Annotated in this window: 10 protein-coding genes; all 10 read left to right on the top strand. The window is 64.1% G+C overall.

From position 1 onward, the window contains the following. The first annotated feature begins 462 nt into the window (after nt 1-462). The 10 genes from ACQY4Y_RS00315 to pdxA all read left to right on the top strand — a co-directional run bounded on the left by ACQY4Y_RS00315 (nt 463) and on the right by pdxA (nt 13,557). Nucleotides 463-1,110: a TetR/AcrR family transcriptional regulator gene (locus tag ACQY4Y_RS00315; protein WP_428488581.1), complete on the top strand. Its 648-nt coding sequence runs from the start codon at nt 463-465 to the stop codon at nt 1,108-1,110. Further along, complete coding sequence (locus ACQY4Y_RS00310) at nt 1,111-1,299, top strand: hypothetical protein (protein WP_428488580.1); 189 nt, start codon at nt 1,111-1,113, stop codon at nt 1,297-1,299. It begins immediately after the preceding gene. A gap of 182 nt (nt 1,300-1,481) precedes the next feature. Continuing rightward, nucleotides 1,482-2,447 (top strand): sulfate adenylyltransferase subunit CysD, encoded by a 966-nt coding sequence (cysD, locus tag ACQY4Y_RS00305; RefSeq protein ID WP_428488579.1) that lies wholly within the window; start codon nt 1,482-1,484, stop codon nt 2,445-2,447. Next, nucleotides 2,448-4,337, top strand: a complete 1,890-nt coding sequence (gene cysN, locus ACQY4Y_RS00300) for a sulfate adenylyltransferase subunit CysN (RefSeq protein WP_428488578.1) — start codon at nt 2,448-2,450, stop codon at nt 4,335-4,337. Between the two features lie 226 nt (nt 4,338-4,563). After that, nucleotides 4,564-5,757: a sulfotransferase gene (locus ACQY4Y_RS00295; protein ID WP_428488577.1), complete on the top strand. Its 1,194-nt coding sequence runs from the start codon at nt 4,564-4,566 to the stop codon at nt 5,755-5,757. Between the two features lie 217 nt (nt 5,758-5,974). After that, a complete protein-coding gene (locus ACQY4Y_RS00290; RefSeq protein ID WP_428488576.1) occupies nt 5,975-6,550 on the top strand; it encodes a DUF2852 domain-containing protein in 576 nt (191 codons plus the stop codon). Nucleotides 6,551-6,816: 266 nt separating this feature from the next. Further along, the gene (locus ACQY4Y_RS00285) at nt 6,817-9,672 is read left to right on the top strand and encodes a 2-oxoglutarate dehydrogenase E1 component (RefSeq protein ID WP_428488575.1); all 2,856 of its coding nucleotides are present in this window, start codon (nt 6,817-6,819) and stop codon (nt 9,670-9,672) included. Between the two features lie 55 nt (nt 9,673-9,727). Next, complete coding sequence (odhB, locus tag ACQY4Y_RS00280; protein ID WP_428488574.1) at nt 9,728-11,071, top strand: 2-oxoglutarate dehydrogenase complex dihydrolipoyllysine-residue succinyltransferase; 1,344 nt, start codon at nt 9,728-9,730, stop codon at nt 11,069-11,071. 84 nt (nt 11,072-11,155) lie between these two features. After that, complete coding sequence (lpdA, locus tag ACQY4Y_RS00275) at nt 11,156-12,547, top strand: dihydrolipoyl dehydrogenase (protein WP_428488573.1); 1,392 nt, start codon at nt 11,156-11,158, stop codon at nt 12,545-12,547. A 17-nt stretch (nt 12,548-12,564) separates the two neighbouring features. Next, entirely contained in the window at nt 12,565-13,557 is a 993-nt protein-coding gene (gene pdxA, locus ACQY4Y_RS00270; protein WP_428488572.1) for a 4-hydroxythreonine-4-phosphate dehydrogenase PdxA, read from the top strand.

The following is a 13,557-nucleotide window of genomic DNA, read 5'->3' as shown; positions in this document are numbered from 1 at the left end:
GTCGCCGATGCTCCAGACGATGCGGTTGCGGGTATCGATGACGCCAAATGACGCGAGCGTGCTGAATACGGCAGCCAGCAGGACGGCCCACCAGTACAGGTTCAGGACTTCGAGCAGCAGCCAGAACAGTGGCCGGATCATTAGGCGAACACTCCTGATTCGGCCGCGGAACCTAGCGATGGCACCGCCGTTCCGCAACAATGCCCACACGGTCGGGAGGCCTGTCTTGCATTCCGGCGGAGCCAAATGTGACGCAAATCACAGATGGTTCACGGCGAACCACTATTCTGTGCCCCGGCGGCCGACGTTCCCGCTATTGCCTCGGCCGTTGGATCACCCTGTGATCCCTGTCAACCCCGGACCTAAACTAGCCCGGCCGCCTCGGTGGCCGGTTTTTTTCGCACTTTGCTAGATCGGACGCGCGACCCATGTAAAACATCTTCACATGAGCATGTCCAGCACATGAGTTGGTCTGGGTCCGGCGAGGGCGGCTCGGGGCGCCGCGGCTATCATCACGGCAACCTACGGGAAGCCCTGATCGAAGCCGCGCTGGAGTTGATCGGCGCCAAGGGTCCTGCCGGCTTTACCATTGCCGAGGCTGCCCGGCTCGCGGGGGTCAGCCCGGCTGCGCCGTATCGTCACTTCCGCGATGCCGACGCGCTGCTGGCGGAAGTTGCGGTGCGCGGCTACGACCGGCTTGCCGAGCGGTTGGCGCGCGCATGGAATGGGGGTCGGCCGGAGGCGGTGCGGGCGTTCGAGGACCTCGGCCGCGCCTATCTGGCGTTCGCCAGGGATGATCCGGCCTATTATGTGGCGATGTTCGACTCTCGGCTGGCAGTGGAGGCTCATCCGGGACTGCAGGCGGCCGGAGACCGAGCGTTCGCGGTGCTGCGGGAGGCGGCGGACCAGGTCGCGGCGACGTTGCCGAAGGGACGCCGGCCGCCTTCGTTGATGATGGCGCTGCACATCTGGGCGATGGCGCACGGGGTAGGCTCGCTGTTCGTGCGGCAGAGCCCGTCGCGACGGAAGCTGCCGATGGCGGCCGAGGATCTGCTGGAGGCCGGGGTGCTGATCTACCTGCAAAGCCTGGGTCTGGCGGGTGGGGAGTAGGTGTTCAGGCTGCTCGACGGGCCAAGGTTGGGCCTGATGCCGCCGCGAATCGACGCCCTTGGGGTAGCGGAATTTGTTGCCCAACCTGGTGAGTCTATATACAAGCCGTCCGACTTCAACGACCCGCGAATCGAATTCTTCGACGGGCCGGCGGGTATTGGTTTGACTATAGAGCAATTTGGCGAATGACATGTCGCGAAGCCCGCGATCAGGCTTGCACGCCCAGAAGCGTCACCAACCGCGAAATCAGCCGCCCTGCTGCACGGGCAATTTATATTGCCCAAAGTCTCAGCGACTTTCGTCAGCGGCCTCAAGGTGGATGATTTGACGGTGATATCCGCCGCGAAACGTGAGACAGGTATTCCAAAATCATGCAGTTCGCCAGCCAGCTTTCGCCACTTGAGAGCATGACGGTCGCCCCGCAAGCGACAGGCTCGACCACGGCCAACCCGCATCTGCGAAGGCTCGAGGAAGAGAGTATCCACATTTTTCGCGAAGTCGCCGCGGAATGCCGCGCACCGGTGATGCTGTATTCGATCGGCAAGGATTCATCGGTGCTGCTGCATCTGGCGCTCAAGGCGTTCCATCCGGCCAAGCCAAACTTTCCCTTGCTGCACGTTGATACCGGGTGGAAGTTCCGTGAAATGATCTCGCATCGTGATGCGATGGCGGAGCGTTATGGACTGCGGCTGATCGTGCACACCAATGAGGACGGGCGGCGGCAGGGCATCAATCCGTTCGACCACGGCGGTTTCTACACGCATAAGATGAAGACCGAGGCGCTTAAGCAGGCGCTGACCAGCGGTGGGTACGACGCGGCGTTCGGCGGCGCGCGTCGGGATGAGGAGAAGTCGCGCGCCAAGGAGCGTATCTTCTCGTTTCGCGATGCCGCACAAGGTTGGGACCCGAAGAACCAGCGGCCCGAGTTCTGGCGGCTCTACAACAGCCGGATCAATGCCGGTGAGTCGATGCGGGTATTTCCGCTTTCGAACTGGACAGAACTTGATATTTGGCAATACATTGCCCAAGAAGACATCCCGATCGTTTCACTGTACTATGCGCAGGACCTCCCGGTCGTTATCCGCGAGGGCGTGTTGATCGTTGTTCACGATGAACGGATGCGTCTGGATCCTGGCGAAATGCCGCAGATCAAACGGGTACGCTTCCGGTCGCTGGGCTGCTATCCCCTCTCTGCCGCGGTGGAATCGACGGCATCGAACCTCGCTGAGATCATTGCGGAGGTTACCGCATCACGGGTCTCCGAACGCGGCGGCCGGCTGATCGATCGTGACGAGAAAGACTCGATGGAGCGCAAGAAGCGAGAGGGATATTTCTGAATGGGCACCGCGATTGGCGATCGTCTCGCACGGACCGCCTCGTCGCTTCAGGCAACGGAAGGGCTGCTACGCTTCATCACTTGCGGCAGTGTCGATGACGGCAAGTCCACGCTGATCGGTCGGCTATTGTACGAGACCGGATCGATCCCCGAGGATCAGCTTGCCACGCTGCAGCGCGACAGCCTCAAATACGGGACTACCGGTGAGGACATCGACTACTCGCTGCTGGTGGATGGGCTTGAAGCAGAGCGCGAGCAGGCGATAACCATCGATGTCGCCTATCGCTTCTTCACCACGGACAAACGACGTTTCATCGTCGCCGACACTCCCGGTCATGAACAATATACCCGCAACATGGCCACCGGCGCATCTACGGCGGATCTTGCGATCGTGCTGGTGGACGCGCGCAAGGGCCTGCTGACACAGACACGCCGTCACTCCCTCATCGCCAGTTTGATGGGCATTCAGCACGTCGTCCTGGCGGTGAACAAGATCGACCTGGTGGATTTCGACCAGCGTCTGTTCGAAGAAATTTGCGAGGACTACAACGGCGCTACCGCAACGTTAAACTTTCGCAGTCTGGTTGCAATCCCGCTGTCGGCGCGGTTCGGCGACAACGTGATCGACCGAAGCCGTAGGATGCCGTGGTATACCGGGCCCACCTTGCTGCAGCGGCTTGAAGGCGTCGAACTAAGCGAAGCGGTCAGCCGCCCGTTTCGGATGCCGGTGCAACTGGTCAGCCGGCCTGATTCGAGCTTTCGCGGTTACGCCGGCACGATCGCCAGCGGTCGGGTCAGGCCCGGCGATACGGTGGCTGTCGCGGCTTCCGGGCGGCAAACCCAGGTGAGGCAGATCATCACCGCGGACGGGGCATTGCCGGAGGCGCATTCGGGCAACGCGGTCACGCTGGTTCTGGCCGACGATGTGGACGTCTCGCGTGGCGATGTGCTGGCGGCGAGCGATGCCCCGGTCGGGGTCGCGGATCAGTTCCAGGCGCACATGATCTGGCTGAGCGACGCACCGTTGCAGAGCGGCCGGACCTACCTGTTCAAGCTCGGCGCGCGCACTGTCAGCGGCAGCGTCACGCGCATTCGTCACCGGGTGGATCTGAACACGCAAGGGCAGTTGCAGGCTGACGAATTGGCGTTGAACGAAGTCGGCGTGGTCAATCTGAGCTTCGCCGCCGCGGTGGAATTCGAAAGCTACGCCGATAGCCGCGATCTTGGCGGCTTCATCGTGATCGATCGGCAGAGCAACGCCACAGTGGGCGTTGGGATGATCGATTTCGCGTTGCGACGCGCCACCAATATTCGATGGCAGGAACTGGACGTCGATCGCGGGGCCCGAGCGGCGCTGAAGGGGCAGAAGCCGGTGGTGCTGTGGTTCACCGGCTTGTCGGGGGCCGGCAAATCAACCATAGCCAACCTGCTTGAACGCAAACTGCACACCGAGGGCCGGCATACCTACGTGCTGGACGGCGACAACGTCCGCCACGGGCTGAACCGCGACCTCGGCTTTACCGAGGCCGATCGGGTGGAGAATATCCGTCGTGTCGGCGAGGTGGCGGCGTTGATGGCGGATGCCGGCTTGTTGGTGATCGTTTCTTTCATCTCGCCGTATCAGGCGGATCGCGATGCGGCTCGAGAGAAGCTGCCGGCCAGGGAGTTTCTGGAAGTGTTCATCGACACGCCGATCGAGGAGTGTCGACGCCGCGATCCGAAGGGTTTGTACAGCAAGGCGGACGCCGGACTGCTCCAGAACTTCACCGGCGTGAATGCCCCGTATGAGGCGCCGGTTGCTCCGGACATCCATGTTCGGGCGTCGGCGGGCACGGTTGAGGAGTCGGTACAGCAGGTGTTGCGGGAGCTGCGGCTTCGCGCTCTGTGCTGACCCGGGCTATCGTCGACCGGGCGAACGGCAGATGGCAACCAGCCTTCGCGGCAAAGGACACTTGATTTGTCGCTAGACGAGATTGCACGACGTTCGCCTGTTTCCCTGGCCTGCTGATCCCCAATGATTCGGCGGACTTGGAAGCAGAACACGAGGACAATCTTATTGAACTTCACGATGCCAGGCGTCAGGCTGTCGCAGATGCGGTTCGGTGGGACAAGCGAAGATGGATTATGTCGGTTACGTTGACGAGGTTACCCGGTTCTGCGTTGCCGGGTGGGTCGCGGACCGTGATGACTGGAAGCGCTCGGTCAGCGTCGACGTTCTTGTAGGGGGCCAGGGTCGCGGCGTCGTCAGGGCTGATATCAGCCGCGCAAAACTCGACGAACTGCATCCCGAGGCGACCGGTCGTTACGCGTTCAGGGTACATTTTCCGAACCCGTTATCGATGTACGAACAGCAGGAGGTGTCGGTTCGCGTCACCGGATCAAGCTTTTACTTGACCCAGGATCAGCCGGTTATCGACGCCATCGCGCCGGATCCGGCCGTGTCGGTGCTGCGTCCCATGGCCCCGGTGCTGCTGACCACGATGGGACGCACCGGTTCGACAGCGGTAATGGCGAGTCTGGCGCAGCATCCGAACATTGTCGTCGCCGGAACACGACCTTTCGAGGTCGAGCTGGGCTGCTACTACGCCTATGCCCTCAGGACGCATGTCGCCAATGCCGATCATGAGAAATCATTGGCTACGGACAGGATAACCGCGGGGGAAAACAAGTATCATATCGGATTCAACCCCTATTTCCGGAAGGGTCATGCCGAGGTGTTCAAGAACCCGATGGTCTTGGACCACTTCATGACAAACCGTCTCCCGGCTCGGCTTGCCAGTGCATTCCGAGAGATCATTCTTGATTATTACGAAGAAGTCGCTCGCGATCAGGCAATCGACTATCCGATATTCTTTGCGGAGAAGACGCTTCCGGAACGAGACTCTCGGCTTGGAATTCGATACATGTTCCCTAAGGCCAAGGAAATCTTGCTGATTCGTGATCTGCGCGACGTTGTTTGTTCGGCAAGATCGTCCAACGGGTCGGCGTTCGACCGGGTAATGGAAGCGACCAAGGGTGCCGCGAGGCAGCTACAGATCATCGATTCAGCCAAACACCCCCGCGTGATGCTGCTCAAGTACGAGGACTTCGTTTTGGACAATGCCAGAAGCATCGGCAGACTGTTCGGGTTTCTGGGGCTGGCGCCGACCGCCTCGGATCAGGACGGGATGACGGCATTGTTCGCGACCCACGCCACGAGCGCGACCCCGGCTGCGTCGATCGGCCGGTGGCGGAACGACCTAACGGCCGAGCAGCGGCAACGATGCGAAGAGCTCAATCCGTTTCTCAACCATTTTGGCTACGAGATATAATTGCCGACCTTCATGTCGGCGCCGCGTAACACGGAACGGGTGGGTTCGGCGAGGGCAGGATGGCCGGGATCCTGAACGCAGAGCGTTGACGCGCGTGGTGGTCGCCGCCGTTCTGATCCTGGCTGGCCGATTTTGCTGACATCCCTCTGCCGACCGCTTGACGTTCAACCTCTCCCTTCCTAATGTAAATGTGTCTTACATTCACATGAGGCCCTCGATGACGAGCGCTGCCAATCAAGACGCCTACGGCCCCCAAGGCTGGAACCGAGGTCCCTGGGGTAACACCCAGGGGCCGCAGTGGCAACAATCCGGCAATGGACGCGGTGCATCCGGCCCGAACTGGGGCAACCCAGCCTGGGGCGGCCCGCCATTTTGGAACCCGGCGGGGATCAGCCGCCCGGCCGCCATCGCCTTCACCATACTCGGCTTCCTGTTCTGGTGGCCGGTCGGACTGGCTTTGCTCATTTACATGATAGGGAGTGGTCGGATGGGATGCTTCGGGCGTCGCAGACGAGCGATGAACCAACAGGGCTGGCAGGATGCCGGGCCGTGGGCGAACTGGAAGTCTTGGGCCTGCGGACCCTCGGAACGTGCCGCCTCAACCTCCGGCAACCGCGCGTTCGATGAATACAAGGCCGAGACCCTCCGCCGCATGGAAGAGGAGCAGAAGGAGTTCGGCTCGTTCCTCGAACGGCTGCGCTTCGCCAAGGACAAGTCGGAGTTCGACCAGTTCATGGCCGAACGCCGTTCCCGGCCGCCATCTCCGCCGACCGATGAGCAGTCCACCGCCTGACGCCGCCCGGTTCAGGTTGCATTCACCAGATTTGGCTACCAACTACCGATGCGTCAGGCGACCGCTCAAACCGGTGGCCTGGCGCATCTTCCGCTTTAGCACTTGGCAGTCATCGAGCGTGCGCAGCCCCAACCCGCCTTCCGTCCCGCGTCCTGGTGCGACCCGGACATGTGGCGGGGACAACCCAGCAGGCGCCGGGAAAGGCTTTCCGCCGGGGTTTGGCTTGTCTATGAGGGCGGGCACGGACAAGTAGGGACTCGTAACAAATGGCCGGCATGGACATCCTGGCGTCAGCCTTCAACGGCGCCAACGCAGCTTTCTTGGCCGATCTTTATGCTCGGTGGGCCGCCGACCGGTCCGCTGTCGATCCCAGCTTCGCCGATCTGTTCGCCGCGATGAACGACGAGGCCCGCGCCGTGCTGGAGGATGCCAGCGGCGCCTCCTGGGCACCGCGCCCGAGCTTCGCGGTGAATGCGGCGGCGCCGGTGCCGGCGGCGGACGGGCTGGCGCCGGATCAGGCCCGCGCCGCCACCATCGCGTCGTTGCGCGCGCTGATGCTGATCCGCTCCTATCGGGTGCGGGGCCATCTTGAGGCGCAACTCGATCCGCTGGGTCTGCAATTGCCGCACAAGCATGCGGAGCTGGATCCCGCCTCCTATGGCTTCACCGATGCCGACCTGGACAAGCCGATCTTCATCGACAACGTGCTGGGCCGCGAAACCGCCACCTTGCGCGAGATCACACAGATCCTGCGGCAAACCTACTGTGGCCCGATCGGCGTCGAGTTCATGCACATCCAGGATCCGGAACAGAAATCCTGGATTCAGCGCAAGGTCGAGGGCGCGCCGTGGCGCAGGTCGCTTGACCCCGAGGAGAAGCGCACCGTGCTGCGGCAGCTCACCGAAGCCGAGGGCTTCGAGGCGTTCTGCCAGAAGCGCTACGTCACGACCAAGCGCTTCGGCCTGGAAGGCGGTGAGGTCACCATCCCGTCGTTGCACGCGATGATCGCCATCGCCGCGGCCGAAGGCGTGGTCGAGGTGGCGATCGGCATGCCGCATCGCGGTCGGCTCAACACCCTGGTCAACATCGTCAAGAAGCCGCTGACCGCGCTGTTCGCCGAGTTCGGCGGTGAGAGCTTCAAGCCGGACGATGTGCAGGGTTCGGGGGACGTGAAGTACCACCTGGGAACCTCCACCGACCTGGAGGTCGCCGGGCACAGCGTGCACCTGTCGCTGCAGCCGAACCCGTCGCATCTGGAGGCGGTCGACCCGGTCGTCGTCGGCAAGGTCCGCGCCCGGCAGGACCGCGCCGGCGACACCAAGGCACGCAAATCGGTAATGGCGATCCTGATGCACGGCGACGCGGCGTTCGCCGGCCAGGGGCTGGTGTACGAGACGCTGGCGATGAGCCAGCTGATCGGTTACCGCACCGGCGGGACGATCCACCTGGTCGTGAACAACCAGATCGGCTTTACCACGGTCCCGGCGCACGCGTTTTCCGGCCTGTACTGCACCGACGTGGCGAAGTCGATCCAGGCGCCGATCCTGCACGTCAATGGCGACGACCCTGAGGCGGTGGTGTTCTGCTCGCGGATGGCGGCGGAGTACCGCATGAAGTTCAACAGCGACATCGTGTTGGATATCGTCTGCTATCGCCGCCACGGCCATAACGAGACGGATGAGCCAGCCTTCACCCAGCCGCTGATGTACCAGGCGATCAACGCGACCAAGACCACCCGCACGCTGTACGCCGAGAAGCTGGCCGCCGAGGGCACGGTGCCGGCCGCCGAGGCGAAGGCGATGCTGGACGACGTCACCAAGACGCTGGAGGAGGCCAACGCCGCGGCGAAATCGTATCGGCCGAACAAGGCAGACTGGCTGGAAGGGCAATGGTCGGGCTTCGCGCCTGTGGACCAGCAGGAAGATGAGCTCGCCGAACAGCCCACCGCGGTGGCGACAGAAACGCTGAAGCGAATTGGCGACGCCCTGGCGCACGTGCCGGACGGCTTCAACCTCAACCCGAAGATCAGCCGTCAGCTCGAAGCAAAGAAGCAGGCGATCGACAGCGGTGACGGCATCGACTGGGCGACCGGCGAGGCGCTGGCCTTTGGCAGCCTGCTGCTGGAAGGCACCCGCGTGCGGCTGTCCGGGGAGGACAGCCAGCGCGGCACGTTCAGCCAGCGCCATGCGGTGCTGATCGACCAGCGCAATCAGAACGAGTACACGCCGCTGAACAACATCGAACAGGACCAGGTCCGGATCGAGATCTACAACTCGCTGCTGTCGGAAGCCGGGGTGCTGGGTTTCGAGTATGGCTACTCGCTGGCCGATCCGCAGACCCTGGTGCTGTGGGAGGCGCAGTTCGGGGACTTTGCCAACGGCGCACAGGTCATCATCGACCAGTTCCTGGCCAGCGGCGAAACCAAATGGCTGCGCATGTCGGGCCTGGTGCTGTTGCTGCCGCACGGCTATGAGGGCCAGGGTCCGGAGCACTCCTCGGCGCGCATCGAGCGGTATCTGCAGCTCTGCGCCGAACGCAATATGTATGTCTGCAACCTGACCACGCCGGCGAACTACTTCCACGCGCTGCGCCGTCAGCAGCACCGCAACTTTCGCAAACCGCTGATCGTGTTCGAGCCGAAGTCGCTGCTGCGCCACAAGCTGGCGACCTCGCCGCGGGCGGCGTTCGCCGAGGGCACCCGTTTGCAGTTCGTGATCCCGGAAATCGACGGCATCGCGCCGCCCGATCAGGTGCGCCGCGTCGCGATCTGCTCCGGCAGGGTGTATTACGATCTGCTGGCCGAACGCCGATCGAAGCAGATCAAGGACATTGCCATCATCCGGCTGGAACAGCTGTATCCATTTCCGGAAAACACGCTTCGCCGCGTGCTGGCACCGTATGTCAACGCCGATGTGGTCTGGTGCCAGGAGGAACCCGAGAACATGGGCGCCTGGAATTTCGTCGACCGTCGGATCGAAAAGGTGCTCAGCCGACTGGACATGAAGGTTCGCCGCCCGACCTATGTCGGCCGTGACGCCGCCGCCAGCCCGGCGACCGGACTCGCCAAGGCCCACATCGTCCAGCAGGCCCGCGTGGTAGCCACGGTGCTTGGTATCGGCTAGACCGCCGGCGCCATGACTCGCACCCCCGCTGGCCCACGCCTGGAGACATATCGCCGTGGCGACTGAAATCGTTGTGCCCGCATTGGGCGAAAGCGTGACGACCGCCACGGTTGCCCGCTGGATCAAGCAGCAAGGTGAGTCGGTGGCCGCCGATGAGCCGCTGGTCGAACTGGAAACCGACAAGGTGACGGTCGAGGTCAACGCGCCGTCTGGTGGGACGCTGTCCTCGATCGCCGTACCGGAGGGCACCGAGGTCGAGGTCGGATCGATCCTCGGGCTGGTGGATGGCGCCGCGGGAGCCGCCGCCGCGCCGGCCAAGGCGGCACCGGCCTCGCCCCCGAAGCCGGTGGCTCGTGAGCCGCAGCCGGCGTCGGTCGCCGCTCCGCCGCAGACCTCCGTCGCCGCTCCGCCGCAGGAACCTGCCGCCGAACCACGGCCAGCAGCCAATCCGCCAGCCGGGGTCGTTGCGCCGCCGCGGCCGATAGGCCCGGTGTCCCGTCCCGCCGCGACCGCCCCGGCCCACGCGCCGCTGCCGGCGGCGGCGAAGATGATCGAGGAGAACAAGGTTGCCGCCGACGTGCTGGGCGAGGGGACCGGCAAGGACGGACGCATTACCAAGGGCGACGTGCTGGATTTCCTCAACCGGCCGGCTCCCGCCCCGGCAGCCCCGGCCGCGAAGCCGCCGCGTCAGGATGACCCGCGGGAACAGCGGGTGAAGATGACCCGCCTGCGCCGCACCATCGCGCTGCGGCTGAAGGAGGCGCAGAACAACGCCGCGATGCTGACCACCTTCAACGAGGTGGACATGTCGGCGATCATGGCGCTGCGCGCTGAATACCGCGACGCGTTCGAGAAGAAGCACCACGGCGTCCGGCTAGGTTTCATGAGCGTCTTCGTCCGCGCCTGCTGCGTGGCGCTGAAGGAGTTTCCCGCGGTCAACGCCGAGATCGATGGCGACGACATCATCTACAAGAATTTTGTCAACATGGGCATCGCAGTCGGCGGTCCTTCGGGTCTTGTCGTTCCGGTCATTCGCGATGCCGATCAGCTTGGGTTTGCCGGCATCGAGGCGGCGATCGCCGACTTCGGCAAGCGCGCCCGCGACGGCGCGTTGAAGCTGGAGGATTTGGCCGGCGGTTCGTTCAGCATCACCAACGGCGGCATCTACGGATCGATGATGTCGACGCCGATCCTCAACCCGCCGCAGTCGGCGATCCTGGGGATGCACAAGATCCAGGAGCGCCCGATGGGGGTCGGCGGCAAGATCGAGATCCGGCCGATGATGTACCTCGCGGTGTCGTATGATCACCGTATCGTCGACGGCAAGGAGGCGGTGTCCTTCCTGGTCCGGGTCAAGGAAGGCGTGGAAGATCCACGCCGGCTGCTGCTGGATCTCTGAGCCCCAGTCGGGTCGAGAGGAACAAGCGATGTTCGATCATATCGGCTTGCCGGCGGTCGTCTGGCGGGAAACCTTGAGGACTAAATGAGCGATTCCTTCGATGTCATCGTCATCGGTTCCGGACCGGGCGGCTATGTCTGTGCCATCCGCGCCGCGCAGCTCGGGCTGAAAACCGCCTGCGTCGAGAAGCGCGCAACGCTCGGCGGCACCTGCCTGAACATCGGCTGCATTCCGTCCAAGGCGCTGCTGCAATCGTCGGAGGAGTTCGAGAAAGCCAACCATGCACTGAAGGATCACGGCGTGCTGGTCGACGGGGTGAAACTGGATCTGGCTCGCATGCAGGCGCGCAAGGAGGAGGTCGTCAACGCCAACACCAAGGGCGTCGAATTCCTGTTCCGCAAGAACAAGGTCACCTGGTTGAAGGGCACCGGCCGGATCACCGCACCCGGCACGGTCGATGTCGACGGCACCGCCTACACCACGAAGAACATCATCATCGCTACCGGCAGCGAGAGCGTTCCGCTGCCCGGCGTGGCGGTCGATGAAAAGCGGATCGTCAGCTCCACCGGCGCGCTGGAACTGGACAGGGTCCCCGGCCATCTGGTCGTCATCGGCGGCGGTTACATCGGCCTGGAGCTTGGCAGCGTCTGGCGCCGTCTTGGCGCCGAGGTCACGGTGATCGAGTTCCTCGACCGTATCGTCCCCGGCATGGACAACGAGATCGCCGCCGCGTTCCAGCGCATCCTGCAGAAGCAGGGGCTGAAGTTCCGCCTGGGCATGAAGGTGACCGGTGCCGCGACTGGCGCCGATGGTGTCGCGCTGACCGTGGAACCCGCCAAGGGCGGCACGGCAGAGACGATCAAGGCCGACGTCGTGCTGCTGTCGATCGGCCGCCGTCCTTACACCGAGGGCCTCGGCCTGGAGCAGGTCGGCGTCGAGCTCGATGGCCGCGGACGGGTCAAGGTCGATGCGCACTACGCCACCAACGTTGCGGGCATCCATGCCATCGGTGACGTGATCGCCGGCCCGATGCTGGCGCACAAGGGCGAGGATGAAGGCGTCGCGGTCGCGGAAATCCTCGCCGGGCAGGCCGGGCACGTGAACTACGGAGCGATTCCCGGCGTGGTCTATACATGGCCGGAAGTCGCCTCGGTCGGGCAGACCGAGGAAGAACTGAAAGCCGGCGGCATCGCCTACTCCATCGGCAAATTTCCCTTCACCGCCAACGGCCGAGCGCGGGCGATCGGGGACACGGATGGGTTTGTGAAGATCCTGGCGGATAAAGCGACCGACCGCCTGCTGGGCGCGCATGTGATTGGCCCCGATGCCGGCACGCTGATCGCGGAGCTGACCACGGCGATCGAATTCGGCGCCTCGGCCGAGGACGTGGGGCGGATTTGCCACGCTCATCCCACGCTCAGCGAGGCGGTGAAGGAAGCAGCCCTGGCGGCGGAGGGAAGAGCGCTGCATATCTGAATGATGGAACCGCGGCGATGAAGCCACTCGCGCTGACAATGGGCGATCCGGCCGGGATCGGCGGTGAACTGTCGCTGAAGGCCTGGCTGGCGCTGCACGAGGCGGGTCTGGCATTCGTCGCGCTGGATGATCCGGCTCGGCTCGAGCGGTTGGCGCGGGATCAGGGCCTTGCGGTGCCGGTGCGGCCGGTGACGGACGCTGCCGAGGCCGCCGGCGCTTTTCGGTCGGCACTACCCGTGCTGTCGGTGCCATTGGCGGCCATCCCATTACCCGGGCAGCCCGATCAGGCGAATGCGAACGCCGTCGTCTCGTCGATCGAACAGGCGACGAAGCTGGCGTTGGCGGGCACCGTCGGCGCTGTCGTTACCAATCCGATCAACAAGGCGGCCCTGTATCAGGCCGGTTTCCCCTATCCCGGCCATACCGAATTCCTGGCCGAACTGACCGGCGCCACCGGGCAGCAGATCATGATGCTCGCCAGCCCGATGCTGCGCGTCGTGCCGGTGACGGTGCACGCGTCGCTGCGCGATTCGATCGCCATGCTGACGACCGAGATGATCGTCGCCGCCTCCCGCACCACCGCCGCCGCGCTGCGCCAGGATTTCGGCATCGCCGCCCCGCGCCTGGCGATCGCCGGGCTGAACCCGCACGCCGGGGAGCAGGGTGCGCTGGGAACCGAGGAAGCCACGCTGGTGCAGCCGGCCATCGACACGCTGCGAGCCGAAGGGATCGATGTCTCCGGCCCCTGGTCGCCCGACACGATGTTCACCGCCGGCGCGCGGGCCCGCTACGACGTGGCGATCTGCATGTATCATGACCAGGCGCTGATCCCGCTGAAGACGCTGGACATGGACCGCGGCGTGAACGTGACGCTGGGGCTGCCGATCGTGCGCACCTCACCCGATCACGGCACCGCCTTCGATATCGCCGGCAAGGGCGTCGCCGATGCCACCAGCCTGCTCGCGGCGCTCCAACTGGCGGGCGCGCTGGCGGCGCGGCGGGGGGCGTAG

The sequence above is a fragment of the Rhodopila sp. genome (assembly GCF_965277165.1).
Classification (GTDB): domain Bacteria; phylum Pseudomonadota; class Alphaproteobacteria; order Acetobacterales; family Acetobacteraceae; genus Rhodopila.
Note: the sequence above shows the minus strand (reverse complement) of the source record. Positions and strands in the feature narration are given on the sequence as shown.